15 protein-coding genes are annotated in these 16,865 nt (G+C 69.6%); 3 read left to right on the top strand and 12 right to left on the bottom strand.

What is annotated here, in order from left to right:
- Positions 1 to 37: 37 nt before the first annotated feature.
- Positions 38 to 1,201, top strand: a complete 1,164-nt coding sequence (gene glgA / locus AWC25_RS09145; protein WP_069399217.1) for a glycogen synthase — start codon at positions 38 to 40, stop codon at positions 1,199 to 1,201.
- A gap of 24 nt (positions 1,202 to 1,225) precedes the next feature.
- On the opposite strand, the gene AWC25_RS09140 is transcribed toward glgA, so the two are convergent.
- The 7 genes from AWC25_RS09140 to AWC25_RS09110 form a co-directional block, all read right to left on the bottom strand.
- Complete coding sequence (locus tag AWC25_RS09140) at positions 1,226 to 1,393, bottom strand: DUF3117 domain-containing protein (RefSeq protein ID WP_003406247.1); 168 nt, start codon at positions 1,391 to 1,393, stop codon at positions 1,226 to 1,228.
- Positions 1,394 to 1,605: 212 nt separating this feature from the next.
- Positions 1,606 to 2,184, bottom strand: a complete 579-nt coding sequence (locus AWC25_RS09135; protein WP_069399216.1) for a DNA-3-methyladenine glycosylase I — start codon at positions 2,182 to 2,184, stop codon at positions 1,606 to 1,608.
- Entirely contained in the window at positions 2,181 to 2,534 is a 354-nt protein-coding gene (locus tag AWC25_RS09130; RefSeq protein ID WP_085166664.1) for a DivIVA domain-containing protein, read from the bottom strand. Before AWC25_RS09130 ends, AWC25_RS09135 begins: the two co-directional genes overlap by 4 nt.
- Before the next feature lie 50 nt (positions 2,535 to 2,584).
- Positions 2,585 to 3,580: a glucosyl-3-phosphoglycerate synthase gene (locus AWC25_RS09125; protein WP_069399214.1), complete on the bottom strand. Its 996-nt coding sequence runs from the start codon at positions 3,578 to 3,580 to the stop codon at positions 2,585 to 2,587.
- Positions 3,577 to 4,401 (bottom strand): dihydropteroate synthase, encoded by an 825-nt coding sequence (gene folP, locus AWC25_RS09120; protein ID WP_142278754.1) that lies wholly within the window; start codon positions 4,399 to 4,401, stop codon positions 3,577 to 3,579. The genes AWC25_RS09125 and folP overlap by 4 nt, the downstream gene beginning before the upstream one ends.
- Before the next feature lie 185 nt (positions 4,402 to 4,586).
- Complete coding sequence (fadD6, locus tag AWC25_RS09115; protein WP_085166663.1) at positions 4,587 to 6,371, bottom strand: long-chain-acyl-CoA synthetase FadD6; 1,785 nt, start codon at positions 6,369 to 6,371, stop codon at positions 4,587 to 4,589.
- A gap of 33 nt (positions 6,372 to 6,404) precedes the next feature.
- Positions 6,405 to 6,968 carry a TIGR00730 family Rossman fold protein gene (locus tag AWC25_RS09110; RefSeq protein ID WP_069399212.1) on the bottom strand — a complete coding sequence of 188 codons (564 nt, stop codon included), beginning with the start codon at positions 6,966 to 6,968 and terminating at the stop codon, positions 6,405 to 6,407.
- A gap of 99 nt (positions 6,969 to 7,067) precedes the next feature.
- Here AWC25_RS09110 and AWC25_RS09105 point away from each other — a divergent pair, with 99 nt between their 5' ends.
- A complete protein-coding gene (locus AWC25_RS09105) occupies positions 7,068 to 9,209 on the top strand; it encodes an AAA family ATPase (RefSeq protein ID WP_085166662.1) in 2,142 nt (713 codons plus the stop codon).
- On the opposite strand, the gene dapE is transcribed toward AWC25_RS09105, so the two are convergent.
- Positions 9,194 to 10,270: a succinyl-diaminopimelate desuccinylase gene (dapE, locus tag AWC25_RS09100; protein WP_069399210.1), complete on the bottom strand. Its 1,077-nt coding sequence runs from the start codon at positions 10,268 to 10,270 to the stop codon at positions 9,194 to 9,196. The two genes, AWC25_RS09105 and dapE, sit on opposite strands and share 16 nt — an antisense overlap.
- Positions 10,271 to 10,308: 38 nt before the next feature.
- Between dapE and dapD the strand changes: the two genes are divergently transcribed.
- On the top strand, positions 10,309 to 11,262 hold the full coding sequence (gene dapD / locus AWC25_RS09095; protein WP_142278751.1) for a 2,3,4,5-tetrahydropyridine-2,6-dicarboxylate N-succinyltransferase: 954 nt from the start codon (positions 10,309 to 10,311) through the stop codon (positions 11,260 to 11,262).
- Between the two features lies 1 nt (position 11,263).
- Here dapD and AWC25_RS09090 read toward each other — a convergent pair whose 3' ends face one another.
- The 4 genes from AWC25_RS09090 to AWC25_RS09075 all read right to left on the bottom strand — a co-directional run bounded on the left by AWC25_RS09090 (position 11,264) and on the right by AWC25_RS09075 (position 16,803).
- Positions 11,264 to 12,520, bottom strand: a complete 1,257-nt coding sequence (locus AWC25_RS09090) for an MFS transporter (RefSeq protein ID WP_069399304.1) — start codon at positions 12,518 to 12,520, stop codon at positions 11,264 to 11,266.
- 226 nt (positions 12,521 to 12,746) lie between these two features.
- On the bottom strand, positions 12,747 to 14,177 hold the full coding sequence (locus tag AWC25_RS09085) for an acyl-CoA synthetase (protein ID WP_069399303.1): 1,431 nt from the start codon (positions 14,175 to 14,177) through the stop codon (positions 12,747 to 12,749).
- A 37-nt stretch (positions 14,178 to 14,214) separates the two neighbouring features.
- Positions 14,215 to 15,123, bottom strand: a complete 909-nt coding sequence (locus AWC25_RS09080; RefSeq protein WP_085166661.1) for an alpha/beta fold hydrolase — start codon at positions 15,121 to 15,123, stop codon at positions 14,215 to 14,217.
- Between the two features lie 210 nt (positions 15,124 to 15,333).
- Positions 15,334 to 16,803 carry an aldehyde dehydrogenase family protein gene (locus AWC25_RS09075; RefSeq protein ID WP_085166660.1) on the bottom strand — a complete coding sequence of 490 codons (1,470 nt, stop codon included), beginning with the start codon at positions 16,801 to 16,803 and terminating at the stop codon, positions 15,334 to 15,336.
- Positions 16,804 to 16,865 lie beyond the last annotated feature (62 nt).

The following is a 16,865-nucleotide window of genomic DNA, read 5'->3' as shown; positions in this document are numbered from 1 at the left end:
TCGCGGTCGGCGGCGTCTGCGAACTACGGTGCGGAGTATGCGGGTGGCGATGATGACGCGGGAGTACCCACCGGACGTCTACGGCGGAGCCGGCGTACACGTGACGGAGCTGGTCGCCCAACTGCGCCGGTTGTGCACGGTCGACGTGCACTGCATGGGTGAGCCCCGGCCGGGCGCGATCGCGCATCAGCCCGACCCGCGCCTGCGCAATGCCAACGCCGCGTTGGCAACGCTGTCGGCGGATCTGGTGATGGCCGACGCCGCATCTCAAGCAACGGTGGTGCATTCGCATACCTGGTACACCGGGATGGCCGGACATCTGACCGCGCAGCTCTACGACATCCCGCACGTGCTGACCGCGCACTCGCTGGAACCGCTGCGGCCCTGGAAGGCCGAGCAGCTCGGCGGCGGCTACCGGGTGTCGACGTGGGTGGAGCGCACCGCGGTGCTGGCCGCCGACGCCGTCATCGCGGTGAGCGCCGGCATGCGCGAGGACGTGCTGCGCGTCTACCCCACCCTCGATCCCAGCCTGGTGCACGTCATCCGCAACGGGGTGGACACCGACGTGTGGTATCCGGCCGGGCCCGCCGACACCGGGTCGGTGCTGGCCGAGCTCGGCGTCGACCCCAATCGGCCGGTGGTGGCGTTCGTCGGGCGAATCACTCGGCAGAAGGGGGTCGGCCACCTGGTGGCCGCCGCGCATCAGTTCAGCCCGGAGGTGCAACTCGTGTTGTGCGCGGGCGCTCCCGATACCCCGGAGATCGCCGAGGAGGTCCGCTCCGCCGTGGCCGAGCTGGCCAGCGTGCGCACCGGCGCGTTCTGGATCCGGGAGATGCTCCCGATCGCGGAGCTGCGCGAAATACTCTCGGCCGCAACGGTTTTCGTGTGTTCGTCGGTCTACGAGCCGTTGGGAATCGTGAATTTAGAGGCGATGGCATGCGGAACCGCGGTGGTGGCTTCCGACGTCGGCGGGATACCGGAGGTCGTCGTGGCGGGCAGCACCGGCTCGCTGGTGCATTACGACGCCGACGACCCGGCCGGGTACCGGGCGGGATTGGCCCGAGCGGTCAATGAACTCGTCGCGGACCCTGCGAAGGCCGACCGCTACGGGCGCGCCGGACGCCAGCGGTGCATCGAGGAATTCTCCTGGGCACAGGTCGCCGAACAGACGCTGGAGACCTACCGGAAAGTGTCGGCGTAGCTTCGCACCCGCGGGTGCTGGGACTTAGCTGGTGACACCCTTGAGTTCGTCGCCCAGGGCGGCGGCTTCGTCGGGTGTCAGCTCGACGACGAGACGACCACCACCTTCAAGTGGTACCCGCATTACGATGCCGCGCCCCTCCTTAGTCGCTTCCAGAGGACCGTCTCCGGTCCGGGGCTTCATCGCCGCCATCGAGTGCTCCCTCCAGATTCGAGATGACCCGTCCTCGCGAGCTTGGTCGGCGGCGAGCTAGCCCCGCCAGCGGATTTCCAGCCATACCCGACATTGAACTGCCAAATCACCCCCCCATTGTTCCCTATTAGTGTCACTAAATGCACAAGACCCGTCCCTACGGCCCGCCACGGGTCGCGGGCGCGGCCGGCGAGGCGCGCTGACGCAGGCCCTTACCGTGGTGCGGGGACCCAGCAATCGCGGACATGGTCGTCCACCATCCCGGTCGCCTGCATCAGCGCGTAGGCGGTGGTGGGGCCGACGAAGCGGAATCCGCGCCGCTTGAGTTCCTTGGCCATGGCCTTGGATTCGGCAGTGGCCGAGGGGATTTCCGAACCGTCGACCGGGCGGGACCGCGGCGGGGGCGCAAACGACCACAGCAGCTCAGACAGGTCGTCGGGCGAGCCCAGCTGCTCGGCCGCGCGCGCATTGGCGATGGTCGCGTCGATCTTGGCCCGATTGCGCACGATGCCCGGGTCGGCCAGCAGCCGCTGCGCGTCTGTCTCGCTGAACCGGGCCACCTTGTCGATCTCGAAACCGCAGAACGCGCGGCGGAAGTTTTCCCGTTTGCGCAGGATCGTCAGCCAGGACAGGCCGCTCTGGAAGGCCTCCAGGCTCATCCGCTCGAACAGCGCCACCCCGCCCCGCAAGGGCCGGCCCCACTCCTGGTCGTGGTAGTCGCGGTACAGCTCGAAATCGGGTCCGGGCCGTCCCACCGCCCAGCCGCAGCGAATCAGCCCGTCCTCACTCACGCCGGAGCCTCACTCCCGGCGTCCTCGTCTGGTGCTTGGCCGCCGGCGTCGTGCGCCTCCCCAGAGGCGGCACTGACGGCGGCGAGCTGGCCGCGCAGCGCCTCTAGCTCGCGGGCCAGGCGGTCCAGCACCCAGTCCACCTCGCTGGTCTTGTAGCCGCGCAGCACCTGGGTGAACTTGACCGCGTCGACGTCGCTGCCGGTCACGCCGTAGGCCGGCAGCACGGTCGCCGTGGTGCCGCGGGGCAGCGGCGGTAACTGTTCGCCGCGTCCGAACAGCAGGCTCGCCGCGCCGAACAGCACGACCGCGACCAGCACCAACACCACGAGGTAGAGCAAGACAAACGCCACGGCATCGATAGTGCCCTATACCACCGACAGATGGGTCTCTAGAGGGGTCGCTAACGGGGTCTGAGCACTTTCATCGGTGGTCGGTCCGCGAGCGACACCGGCGAGGTCCGCTGCGTGTAGCTCGGGCCGTCGGAGCCGTCGGGCCCCGCGGCGAAGAACTGCGTCAGCCCCACCCCGGAGTCCGCGATGCCACACCGGGAGAGCAGCGTCGCGATGACCTGGCGGCTCATCGCGCCCAGCTCGACCAGCGGCCGATTGCGATGCGCTCGCACACCGAGGTTGACCTGGGCGATCGCGTCCAGGCCCAACCGGTCGAAGGTGTCGATCAGCAGACCGATCTCCACCCCGTAGCCGGGCGCGAACGGCAGTGCGCTCAGCAGCTCCCGGCTGGCAGCGTATTCCCCGCCCAACGGCTGCAGCACGCAGCCGAGCTCCGGGCGCAGCGCGGCCAGCAACGGCCGGGCCACCAGCTCGGTGACCCGGCCGCCGCCGCTGGCCGCCTCGCCGCCGGCGCCGCCCGTCGCGCCGGCGTTCAGGGGCCGCCGATAGAAGCTTTTGACCAGGTGAATGCCGTCTCCGGTGAGCAGCGGACCGAGCAGCCACGGCACGAACATCGGATGCGGGTTGATCAGGTCGGAGTCGACGAAGACGACGATGTCGCCGCTGGTGGCGGCCAACGAGCGCCACAGCGCCTCGCCCTTGCCGGGGCGGGGCGGCACCTCGGGTAGCGCCCGCTCGCGGCTGACGACCCGGGCACCGGCCGCCACCGCGCGGATCTCGGTCTCGTCCGTCGACCCGGAGTCCAGCACGATCAGCTCGTCGACCAGGCCTTCGAGCAGCGGCGAAATGCTGGCGACCACCGAGGCGATGGTGTCTTCCTCGTTGAGGGCGGGCAGCACCACCGAGACCGTCCGGCCGCCCTTCGCGGCCTCCAGCTCGGGCACGGTCCACGTGGGCCGGATCCAACTGCGGCTGCTCAGCCATTGCCGGGCGGCGGCGACCTCGGTGCCGGTCAGCTCGCCGGCGAACAGGTCCGATGCGGTCATGCCAGCCCCCTCACCGTCCGGGCCGGCGGACGGGACCCCTGAATCGAGGCGACCATTTCCAGCACGCGCCGGGTCGCGGCGACTTCGTGCACCCGGAATACGCGCACCCCGGCGGCGGCCGCCAGCGCGGTGGCGGCCAGCGTCCCCTCGAGCCGTTCGGTCAGTTCCACACCCAGAGTCTCCCCGACGAAGTCCTTGTTGCTCAAAGCCATCAGCACGGGCCACCCGGTATCGACAAGCTCGTCCACGTGCCGCAACAACGTCAGCCCGTGGAAGGTGTTCTTGCCGAAATCGTGCGCCGGGTCGATCAGCACCCGATCGGGGGCCACCCCGGCCGCTACGGCGCGTTCGGCGGCACCGGTGAGCGCACGGATCGCGTCGTCGACCACACCGCGGGTGGTCGTACCGTAGCTCACCCGGAACGGCCGCGTGCGCGGCTGGGCGCCGCCGGTGTGCGAACACACCAGCCCCGCGCCCAGCTCGGCCGCCACCTGCGGCAAAGCCGGGTCGATACCGGCCCAGGTGTCGTTGATCAGGTCCGCTCCGGCCGCGCAGGCCAGCCTGGCAACCTCGGAGCGCCAGGTATCGACGCTGATCAGCTGGTCGGGGTAGGTGCCGCGCAGCCATTCGATGAACGGCACCAGCCGGGCGATCTCCGTGTCGGCGTCGACGTTTTGGCCCGGGCCGGCCTTGACGCCTCCGACGTCGATGATGTCGGCGCCGTCCTGCACGGCGCGGTGGGCGGCGGCCCGAGCCGCCTCGTCGCCGAACGTCGCGCCCTTGTCGTAGAACGAGTCGGGCGTGCGATTGATGATCGCCATGACCAGTGCGCGATCCGCCGCGACCGGCCGGCCGCACAGAGTTGTCTGCACCCGTCCATAGTGCCGGGTCACCGCGGCGGCCGCGGCCCGGGGACGTCGACGAGTGTCACGCCCGGGCGGGTCGCAGCGGCGTGTCGCCGCCGGCGCACACCCAACGCCGCCAGCGCGCACCCAACGCCGCCGACTCAGCCTCGCGGCCGCTTACCCGCCGCGACCTCGCTGGGATAGTCGTCGTAGTACGGCACGTAGCCCTCGTCGCGGCCGGCCAGCACGTACAACGGGTCTTTCACGTCGGGGCCGTAGGCCTGCTCACGCAATTCCACCTTTCGGCTCTTGAAGGTGGTGGTGTGCTCCAACGTCTTGACCACCCGCACGAACAGCGGCAGTGCGTAGCCGGGCAGCTGGTCATAGACCGCGCGGGCCAGCGACTTGCCGTCGAACTGCGCGCCCTCGCGCAACTGCACCGCCGCCATGCCGGCACGACCGCCCGTGTGGGGCACCTCGACCCCGAACACTGTGCATTCCTCCACCGACTTGTCGGACGCCACCGCCGCCTCAACCTGGGTGGTGGCGACGTTCTCGCCCTTCCAGCGGAAGGTGTCGCCGAGCCGGTCGACGAACGCGGCGTGCCGCATGCCCTGCGGGCTCATCACGTCGCCGGAGTTGAAGTAGCAGTCGCCCTCACGAAAAGCGTTGCGCACCAATTTCTTTTCGCTCGCCGACTTGTCGGTGTAGCCGTCGAACGGCTGCAGCCGGTTGACCGGGCTAAGCAGCAAACCGGGCTTGCCGGGCGGCACCCGCCGCACGCGGCCGTTGTCGTCGCGCACCGGATCTCCGGTGTCGGGGTCGTACTCCACGTACACCAGCGGCATCGGCGCGATGCCCGTCGACCCGGGCACGTTGAAGATGTTGATGAACGCCGTGTTGCCCTCGCTGGACGCATAGAACTCACACACCCGTGCGATGCCAAACCGCTCGGTGAAGTCCCGCCAGATCTCCGGGCGCAGGCCGTTGCCGGCGATCACCCGCACCTGGTGTTGGCGGTCGGTGTCCTTGGGCGGCTGGTTGAGCAGATACCGGCAGACCTCGCCGATGTAGATGAACGCGGTGGCGCGGCTTTGAATCACCTCGTCCCAAAACCGGGACGCCGAAAACGACTTGCCCAGCGCCAGGGTCGCCCCGGAGTTGATCACCGACGACAGCGCGACCGTCAGCGCGTTGTTGTGATACAGCGGCAGGCAGCTGTACAGGGTATCGGCGCTCTTCAGGCGCAGCCCCAGCCCGCCGAACGCGCCCAGTGCCTTGAGCCAGCGCTGGTGCGTCATCACGCTGGCCTTCGGGAAGCCGGTGGTGCCCGACGTGAAGATGTAGAAGGCGGTGTCGCGGGCCTGGACGGCGGCCACCGAATCCGGGTTGGTGGCGGGCGCGCCGACCGCGAAGCGCTCCAGGTCTTCGATGGTCAGCGTCGCGGCGGTGGCCGTGGAGCCGGACTCGGTGACGGCGCTGACCAAGTCGGTCTCGGCGATCAACACCTTGGCGTCGAGCAGACCCAGGCTGTGCGCCAGCACCTCGCCGCGCTGGTGGTAGTTGAGCATGCCGGCCACCGCGCCGCATTTGACCGCGGCCAGCATCGCCAGCACGGTGTTGGGCGAATTGCGCAGCATGATCGCGACGACGTCGCCGTGGCCGACGCCGCGGGCGGCCAGGACCGCGGCGTACCGGTTGGCGGCGGCGTTGGCGTCGCGATAGGTCAACTGCTGGTCACCCAGCCGCAGGAACACCCGGTCACCGAAGCGGGCCGCGCGGTCCTGGAACACGCTGCCGATCGACTTGCGGGAGTTGGGCTGGGCGAGCAACCCGGTTACCGCGCCGCGCACGATGACCGGCAGGTCGGCCAGCACGCCGGGTAGCCCGGACGCAAGATCGGTCAGGCCGACGGGTTGGCGTGTTCCCCCACCGTGATCGGACATTGCTTCCTCGATTCCCCTCGACGCATGCCGACCTCAGAGGGGGGCGCACGCCTCGATTGCGGCACTTACCTTATCGACCAGCACCAGCCGGTCCATTGCTGCCTGCGAGATGTAGCCGCTGTCGAGCAGCCCGCCCAGCCACAGCCACAGCCCCTCGTAATGCCCCCACGGGTCGAGCAGCACCACGGGTTTGTCGTGCATGCCCAGATAGCCCGTCGTCCACGCGTCGAACAGCTCGTCGAGGGTGCCGATGCCGCCGGGCAACACGATGAACGCATCGCTGCGGTCTTCCATGATCTGTTTGCGGTCGCGCATGGTGTCGGTGACGATCAACTCGTCGGCCATCCTGTCGGCCAGCTCGCGGCGCACCAGCTGTTCGGGGATGACGCCGACGGTCCGGCCGCCGCGGGCCCGCGCCGCGCTCGCCACCGCTCCCATCGCCGAAACGTGGCCACCCCCCCACACCAGCGTCCAGCCGCGCTCGGCGATCGCCTCGCCGAGTTCGCCAGCCACGTCAAGCAATTCGGGATGCGTCGGCCCGGAGGCGCAGTACACACATACCGACCATTCGCCTGGTGCATCGCCTTCGGGGCGCATAACCGCCAAGGTAGACCAAACCCGGCCCGGCCGTGCACCGACGAGCCGGACATGCTGGCTCCTGGTCGGCCGGACGGCATCCCGCCATAAAATTCGGCGATGCCGATTCGATGGAACGTCCCCCAGCACGCGTCCACGTTGGAACAGCTGCAGGCCGCCGTGGCCGTCGGGGCGCGCGGCGGCGCGGTGGTGCTGGGGCCCGACGGGGTCGGCAAGTCGACGTTGGCACGCCTGGCCGCCGAGCATTGTTCCGACACCAACCCGTCGACGTTCATCCGCTGGGTCACCGGCACGCCGACCGAGCGGGTGGTTCCGTTCGGCGCGTTCAGCCATCTGGTGGAGATCGCCGATATCGGCAAACCGGCCGCGTTGTTGCGCGCGGCCCGCGCGTCGTTGAGCCGTGACCGCCAAGGCGATCTGCTGCTGATCGTCGACGATGCCCACGATTTGGACGTCCTGTCGGCCACGCTCGTCTATCAGTTGGCGTTGGCCGGCACCGCCCGGATGATCGTCACCGCCCGCGCGGAGGCCGCACCCGAGGCCATCGCGGCGCTGTGGACCGACGGCCTGCTGGACCGCATCGACGTCGACGCGCCCGGCGCGGCCACCAGCATCGTCGAGGTCGACACGTTCATCGCCGAGTTGCCGGCCGCGGCGCGAGCAGTGCTCGACTTCCTGGCCGTCGAGGAGCCGCTGTCGCTGGCCGATCTCACCGCGCTGGCCGGAGACGGCGCCGTCGCCGAGGCGCAGGACTGGGGCGCGGCCGAAACCCGGGTGCGCGACGAACACTCCGACGAACCGGTGGTCTACACCGCTCATCCGTTGTTCTCCGAGCGCACCCGGGCGGCGCTGGGCGCCGACGGTGCCCGGCAGCGACGCACCGAAGTGGTCCGGCTGCGGTCCCAACATCCGCCGCAGCATCTCAGCGACCGGCTCCGGCTGGCATCCCTGGCGCTGGACAGCGATGCCCCGCAACCGGTGGCCGAGGTCATCGACGCGGCGCAGCAGGCCCTGCGGCTGGGCGATCTGACCCTGGGCGAGCGACTCGCCCGCTCCGCGCTGGATCGTTCCTCGCAGGCATTGGGGGCCCGGCTGCCGCTGGCGAATTCCCTGGCGTTCCAGGGCCGTGGCCTCGAGGCCGAGGCGCTGCTCGCGGCGGTCGACCCCGCGGTGCTGTCCGAGACCGACCTGATGGCCTGGACACTGCTGCGGGCCGCCAACCAGTTCTTCATGCTCAGCGAACCGGAGCGGGCCACCGCGTTTTTGCAGACCATCCGCAACCGGGTGCCCGATGTCGGGCCGCGGCTCACCCTCGACGCGCTCAGCGCCACCTTCGCGATGAACGCGGGCAATATCGAGCGGGCCGTCGAGATCGCGCACACGGTGCTGGCCGCACCCGCCGCCGACGATCAGGCGGTGGCCTGGGCGGCCAGTGCGGCCACGTTGTGTTCGGCGCGGCAGGGCCGGTTCGCCGACGTCGAGTCGCTGGCCCGGCGGGCCCAGGGCGCCGAGCATCCGGGGTTGCTGCGGTTCACCGTCGGCCTGGGCCAGACCACCACCTTGTTGATGACCGGTCGTCTCGACACCGCGATCGAATTGGCCCAGCAGTTCACCGATTTCGCCGAGCTGCAGCAACCAGGGCGGGCGATCGGCGAAGTGCTACTGGCGAACATGTTGCTCGCGGCGGGCCGGTTCAGCGACGCCGCCGCGCTACTCGGGCCGGCGGCGGCCGCCTTGGAGCGCACCGGCTATTCCTGGGGCCCGCTCTCGCTGATGCTGCTGGCCACCGCGCTGGCCCAGCAGGGCGACATCGCGGGCTCGGCAAAAGCGTTGAGCAGGGCGGAATCTCGCCACGGGACCAAGTCGGCGTTGTTCGGCCCGGAGTTGGGTGTGGCCCGGGCCTGGCGGCTGGCCGCCGTACGGGACACGCACGGCGCGGTGGCGGCGGCCCGCGAGGCGGCCCGGATGGCCGAACGCCGCGGGCAGTCCGCCGTGGCACTGCGGGTCTGGCACGAGGCGGTCCGGCTCGGCGACATTCGCGCGGCCGATCCGCTGGCTCGCCTGTGCAGTGAAATCGACTGCCCGACAGGGCAACTCGCCCTCGCTCACGCGCAAGCTCTGGCCGCCGGCGACGAGGCGGCACTGCGCCGGGTGGCTGACGAGCTGACCGCGGCCGGTATGCACCCGGCGGCCGCCGATGCCGCCGCGCAGGCCCAGCGGCGCGCTCAGCCGCTCAAGTAGGGCCGCAGCATCGCCACGGCGGCGGTGATCGCCGCCGCCGGCACCCGCTCGTCACGCCGGTGCGCCAGATTGGGGTCGCCGGGGCCGAAGTTGACCGCCGGGACGCCCAACGCCGCGAACCGGGCCACGTCCGTCCAGCCGTATTTGGCCCGCACGTTGCCACCGGCGGCGTCGACCAGGGCCTTGGCCGCCGGCTGCGACAGACCGGGCAACGCGCCCGCGGCGCAGTCGGTCTGTTCGATGAGCACGTCGATGCCGGCGAAGACGTCGCGCACATGTTGCAGCGCCTCGGCCGGCGACCGGTCCGGGGCGAAGCGGTAGTTGACGGTGACCGAGGCGGCGTCGGGGATCACGTTGCCGGCCACCCCGCCGTCGACACGCACGGCCGACAATCCTTCGCGGTACTCGCAACCGTCGATGTCGACGGTGCGTGCCCGATACTCGGCCAGCCGGGCCAGCACCTCGCCAAGTTTGTGAATTGCGTTGTCCCCCAACCAGGACCGTGCCGAGTGAGCACGAATCCCATTGGCGCTGACCACTACTCGCAACGTTCCCTGGCAGCCAGCTTCGATGTGGCCCGCGGTGGGTTCGCCCAGGATCGCGACGTCGGCGGACAACCACTGCGGCAGTTCGCGCTCGATACGGCCCAGACCGTTTGCGGCCGCTTCGATTTCCTCGCAGTCGTAGAGCACCAACGTCAGGTCGTATGCCGGGTCGGTCACCGTGGCGGCCAAATGCAAAAACACCGCGTCGCCGGATTTCATGTCGGCGGCGCCGCAGCCGTACAACACGTCGCCGTCGGTGTCGGTCGAGCGACGGCTGGGCAGGTTGTCGGCTGCCGGGACGGTGTCCAGATGCCCGGCCAGCAGCACCCGGGTCGGCAAATTGCGCCGGGTACGGGCCAACACGGCGTCGCCGTTGCGGATGATCTCGAACCCGGAGGTCTGCGCCCGAAGCGCGGCCTCGACCTCGTCGGCGATGCGCTTTTCGTGTCTCGACTCGCTGGGGATGTCGACCAGCGCGGCGGTCAACTCGATCGGATCCCCATGCAAGTCCAGCACGCAGCCAGCCTAATCGCCGGTACGTCCAATGCCGTAACCTGACCGCCGTGACTGGAGCTGCAGGCATCGGACTGGCGACGCTCGCCTCCGACGGATCGATCCTCGACACCTGGTTCCCCGCACCGGAACTCACCGAGTCGGACACCAGCGGCACCTCGCGACTGGCGTTGTCCGACGTTCCGCCGGAGCTGGCCGCACTGGTCGGGCGGGACGACGACCGCAACATCGAGACGGTGGCCGTGCGCACCGTCATCGGCTCCCTGGACGATGCCGCCACCGACGCCCACGATGCCTACCTGCGGCTGCATTTGCTGTCGCACCGCCTGGTCGCGCCGCACGGGCTCAACGCCGGCGGGTTGTTCGGGGTATTGACCAACGTGGTGTGGACCAATCGCGGACCGTGCGCCATCGACGGGTTCGAGGCGGTGCGCGCCCGGCTGCGGCGCACCGCTCCGGTGACCGTCTACGGCGTCGACAAGTTCCCGCGGATGGTCGACTACGTGCTGCCCAGCGGGGTCCGCATCGCCGACGCCGACCGGGTGCGGCTGGGCGCTCACCTGGCGGCGGGCACCACCGTGATGCACGAAGGATTCGTCAACTACAACGCCGGCACCCTGGGCGCGTCGATGGTGGAGGGCCGGATCTCCGCCGGTGTGGTGGTCGGCGACGGCTCCGACATCGGCGGCGGCGCCTCGATCATGGGCACCCTGTCCGGCGGTGGCACCGAGGTGATATCGATCGGCAAGCGGTGCCTACTCGGGGCCAACGCGGGCCTGGGCATCTCGCTGGGCGACGACTGCGTCGTCGAAGCCGGCCTCTACGTCACGGCGGGCACCAAGGTCCGCACCCCCGAAGGCAAGACGATGAAGGCGGTTGAGTTCTCCGGGGGCAACAACCTGTTGTTCCGCCGCAACTCGGTCAGCGGGGCGGTGGAAGTGGTCGCGCGCGGCGGTCAGGGCATCGCCCTCAACGAGGACCTGCACGCCAACTGATCTACAGCTTGGTTCCGTGCGTCTCGGGCAGTAGGTACGTGCAGACCACCCCGGTCAGCGTCAGCGCCGCGAGCATGACGCCGATCGACCAGCTGCCGTAGGTCGCCAGCAGCGTCCCCGCGATCAGCGGCGGCAACGCCCCACCGAGCACCCCGGCCAGGTTGATGGCCAACGCCGAGCCGCTGTAGCGGTACCGGGTCGCGAAGAGCTCGGGGATGAACGCCCCGGTGGGCCCGCTGCCAATGCCGGCGACGGCGAAGATGCCGGTGATGGCGACCGCATACAGCACGGGACTTCCGGTGTCGATCAGCGGAATCACCACGAACGACCAGGGCACGCAGGCCGACCAGCCGATCAACATGATCCGGCGGCGCCCGAAGCGGTCGCACAGGCTGGCCGACACGATCACCGACGTCAGACTCACCAGGCCGCTCAGGACACCGATCGACCAGATGAAGCTGCGGCTATAGCCCAGGTGCGAGTGGGCGTACATGGCCAGATACGTGTTGCCCAGGTAGCAGAACGCCATCCCGCCCAGCACGCTGCCCGCGGCCAGGAAGATTTCCCGACGTTGCAGCCGCAGCACCTCAGTGAGCGGGGCCTTGGGCACCAGGTCGCGGGCCCGCTCCGCGGCGAACACCGGCGTCTCGTCGATGTTGAGCCGCACATACAACGCCAACGCGATCAACACGCCGCTGATCAAAAACGGCACCCGCCAACCCCACTGCAAGAACGCGGGACTGTATTCGCCGATCGTGACGCTGACGCCCAGAAAGGTCAGGCTGCTCATGACGCCGGCCACCCCGCCGCCGAGCAGGGTGAACATGCCGTACCGGCCCCGTCGGCCGCCCGGCGCGTACTCGGCGCTCAGCAGGGCCGATCCGGCCCATTCGCCGCCGACCGCGAACCCCTGCAGCAGCCGCAGCGCCATCAAGATCAGCGGCGCGGCCATGCCGATGGACGCGGTGCTGGGCACCAGACCCACGCCCACGGTCGCCGCGGCCATCAGCAGCAGCGTGAAGATCAGCGTCTTCTTGCGGCCCAGCCGGTCGCCGAAATACCCGAAGACGGCCGCGCCCACCGGGCGGGACAGGAACGCGGTGGCGAATGTTCCCAGCGAGGCGATCATGGCCACGCCCGGGGTCAGGGTCGGGAAGAACACGGCGGGAAACACCAGCGCAGCCGCGGTGCCGTAGATCAAGAAGTCGTAGAACTCGATCGCCGAGCCCACCAGACACGAGACCGCCACCCGCGCCATGGGTGCGCCGCGCGGCTCCTCGGCGAGGGTAGCCGCAGCAGTCGCGGTGCGATTCGACTCGTAGGTGTCCATCACACGAAACTAAGCGACGCCGCGGACCCTCGCTTGCGCTAAATCCTGGCAATGTCCTGCACGCCGGTTGAAGTGCCAGATCACCGACCGAGTTGTGACGTGTTGGACACCGAATCGGTACACGGGGTTTGCGCCCCGGCTACCGGCAAGCCGCTCAGCCTTCGGTCAGCAGCTGCTTCTTGACGACCTTGCCCATCGCGTTGCGCGGCAACGAATCCACCAGCCGCACCTCGCGCGGCCGTTTGTGTATCGAAAGGTCTTGGGCGACATAGTTGATCAGCTCGTCGGTGTCGAGGTCGGACGAGCCGACGATATAAGCGACGATGCGCTGGCCCAGGTCGTCGTCGGGAACGCCGACGACGGCGGCCTCCTGCACGCCCGGGTGCCCGAGCAACGAGGTCTCGATCTCGCCGGCGCCGATGCGGTATCCGCCGGACTTGATCAGGTCGACCGACTCGCGGCCCACGATGCGATGCATGCCGCCGTCGTCGATGACCGCGACGTCGCCGGTGCGGTACCAGCCGTCGGCGTCCAAGACCTCGGCGGTGGCGTCGGGCCGGTTGAGGTACCCGTCGAACAGTGTCGCACCGCGAACCTGAAGCTTCCCAACGGTTTCGCCGTCGTGGGGAACCGGGTCGCCGGCGTCGTCGAGCAACCGGGTCTGCACCCCGGACAGCGGGAAGCCGACCCAGCCCGGCCGGCGTTCACCATCGGCGCGGGTGGACACCGTGATCAACGATTCCGACGCGCCGTAGCGTTCGATGGGCCGGTGCCCGGTCAGCGCTTCGAGCCGGTCGAAAACCGGTACCGGCAACGCCGCGCTTCCGGACACCAGCAACCGGGCCGGCCGCAATGCCTCGGCGGCGGCCTGATCGCCCACCACCCGCGACCACACCGTCGGCACCGCGAAGAACAACGTGCCACCGGACTCCGTGCGGGCCTGGGCGTAGCCGGCCGGGGTCGGCCGGCCGGTGTGCACGAAGCGGTTGCCGATCCGCAACGACCCGAGCAGGCCGAGCACCAGACCGTGGATGTGGAACAGCGGCAACCCGTGCACCAACACGTCGTCGCGGGTCCACTGCCAGGCTTCGGCCAGCGCATCCAGGTCGGCGGCGATCGCCCGGCGGCTCACCAGGACGCCCTTGGGCAGGCCCGTGGTGCCGGACGTGTAGATGATCATCGCGGTGGACTCGGGCGCCGGCTCGGGGTAGCGGTGCCAGGAGCGGGCGTGCAGGCGCACCGGGATGTGGGGCAGGCCTTCGTCGGCCGAGTCTTGCGGCGGCTCGGGTCCGAGCCACACCTTCGCCCCGGAATCGGTGAGCATGTGCCGGCGTTCGGCCGCGCCCACGTCGGAGGGCACCGGCACGAACGGAACCCCGGCGAGCAGGCAGCCGGTGACCGCGAGCACGGTCGCGACCGAGGGTGTGGCCAGGATTGCGACACGTTCGGCACCCGCGACCCGCTCGGCTACCGAGGTCGCACCACCGAGCAGATCACTGCGGCTCAAGGTGGTGCCGTCGATCTTGATCGCGTCCGGGATGTCGGTGGCGTTGACAGCGGTGGGGTTGAGGGATTCCAGCAGCACGGTGAGCACGTTACCGACTCGCGTCGAACAGCGGCTGTCAGCCCCGTTCGTCCCAGATCTTCATCAGCGCGGCCAGGATTTCTTCGCCGCGGCCCAGCCCCGCCAGATGACTTTCCCCAGGTAGAACGAATAATTCGGCGTCGGGTAGGCGCGCTACCACGTGCTGGCCGTGGGCGAATGGGACGATGTGGTCCTTGTCGCCGTGCCACCAGCGGACCGGGACCTTGACCTCGTCGAGCCCGAATCCCCAGTTCCGGGTGAACAAGACCACGTCGTTGAACGGGGCCGCGAGCTGTTTGCGGCTGCCGTTGAGCAGGTCGTCGAGAAACATGGCGCCGAACTCGGGCCGGGTCAGCAGGCGCCGATCGGCTTCGGGCGAGATGGCGGCGTAGAGGTACAGCGCGGGACTCGCGACCGGACGGATGGCCCGGACCACCAGGCTCGCTCCGATGCGCAGCGGGTCACCGCCGAGTTGCAGCAGCGGCGCCACCCGCCTGCCCAGGTTCATCAGCCCGCTGGTGATGCCTTCGTCGCCGACGAAGGGCGCGACGCCGCCGAGCACCCCGGCGGCCACGACGCGGTCGGAGAGTACCGCCGCGGCGGCGAGCGCGTACGGACCGCCGCCGGACAGGCCGATGACGGCCATCCGGTCGATGCCGAGCGTGTCGGCGATGGTGCGCAGGTCATCGGCGAAAGCCCGGATGTTCTCGTAGCGGTGCGGGGTCGACGAGCCGATCCCGGGCCGGTCCAGGCCGATCAGCCGGATGGCACGTTCCTCGGCGTAGACGCGGGCCTCGGTGGGAATCTGCCGTCGGGCACCCGGCGTGCCGTGCAGCCAGAACACCGCCCGCCCCTGCGGGTCGCCGAATTCGGCGAACCCGATCTGGCGGTCTTCGCCGACCGCGACGTTTCCTTCTAGCTTGGGACGGGCGATCTCGAAGACCATCTCAGCAGCTTGGCATGTGACGTGCCGATGACGAAATGCGCACAAACCTCGACGTCATTCGGTTCGCAGGCACCCGTTCGTCGGCGCCGATGCCCAGGCCCCGCAGCGCACGACCGCGTCGGTGTGCGGCCCGAGGGCGGGTGGCGGGGTCTGTGCGCTGGCTGGCGATTTCGGCTGCAGGTACTGGGTGGAGCCCGGCGAGGGGTCCCGTCACGCGGGCATCCCGATGGCCTTTGGCTCCATGTACTGGTGCAGCCCACCGATGCCGCCGCCCTCGCGGCCGAACCCGCTGAGTTTGAAGCCGCCGAACGGCGCGTCGCCGGGCCCGATGCCGTTGACCGCGATCTGGCCGGTCCGGATTCGGCGGGCCACGCCGAGGGCGCGGTTCACGTCGCCGCCCCACACCGCGCCGGACAGGCCGTATTGGGAATTGTTCGCGATCGCGACCGCATCGTCGTCGTCGCGGTAGCGCAACACGGTCAGCACCGGTCCGAACACTTCCTCCTGCGCGATCGCCGAATCCGGTTGTACCTCAGTCAGAATCGTCGGCTCGAAATAGAAGCCGACGTCGCGACCGGCGGGCCGCCGGCCGCCGGTAGCCAGTGCCGCGCCGTCCTCGAGCGCCCGGGACACGTGAGCTTCGACGCGATCGCGTTGCTCGGCACTGATCAGGGGGCCCATCTGCACGTCCGGATCGGTGGGGTCGCCGACCTTGATCTCGCGGGCCAGCGCCACCAGTCGGTCGACGACGTCGTCGTGCTTGGACGCCGGCAGCAGCAGCCGGCTCTGCAGGATGCACGCCTGCCCGGCATGCAGCGAGCAGCAGTCGAAGAGCAGCTTCACCAACATCTCGTCGGTGATTTCGGCGTCGTCGAGGATGATGCTGGCCGACTTGCCGCCACACTCCAGCAGGATGCGCTTCATCGTGGCGCCCGCGGCGGACATGACCTGGCAGCCGACCGCCGAACTGCCGGTGAAGCTCACCATGTCGACGCGCGAATCGGTGGTGAGCAGCTTGGCCGCCGCTACTGCCGAGGGCGTGACCACGTTGACGACACCCGGTGGTATATCGGTGAATTCGTCGATGATCCGCGCCAGGGCCAACCCGGCCAGCGGCGTCAGCGGGGAGGGTTTCAGGACGACGGTATTGCCCGCGGCCAGCGCGTTGTTCAGCTTCATCACGTTGAGGCAGTGCGGGAAATTCCACGGCGTCAGGATCGACACCACCCCCAGCGGCTCGTGGCGCAGCAGCGTAGTGCCGGCCCCGATGCCGGTGACCGGTTGATCGGTGAGCTGCGTGCTCAGTTGGGCCGCACGCATGGACATGTAGGCGGCGCCGTCGATTTGCATGACGCGTTCGTTGGCGGTGCAGCCCCATTCCAGCTGGGAGAGTGCGAAGAACTCGTCGGCGTGCTGCAGCAGTGCCTCACCGAGCTGATCGAGGCAGCCCGCGCGTTCCTGCGGGCTCATCGACGCCCACGGGCCGGCATCGAAGGCGCGCCGCGCCGCCACGATCGCCTCGCCAACCTGCGCGACGCTCGCGTCGGGCGCGGTCGCGAACGCGTGCTCGGTGGCCGGGGAGATGTCGTCGTAGCGACCGTCCCGCGGTTGCACCCAACTGCCGTCGATGTAGAGCTGGTAGGTGTCGACGAGAGTCCTCGGAGTTTGTAGCCCGGTCATCTGCTTCCTCACCGACGTCGGTCATCTGCCCACCCAGTGTTCACCGCGCCACCCTGTGACGT

The organism is Mycobacterium sherrisii, assembly GCF_002102355.1.
Taxonomy (GTDB): domain Bacteria; phylum Actinomycetota; class Actinomycetes; order Mycobacteriales; family Mycobacteriaceae; genus Mycobacterium; species Mycobacterium sherrisii.
This window is presented reverse-complemented; position numbering and strand designations above follow the sequence as displayed.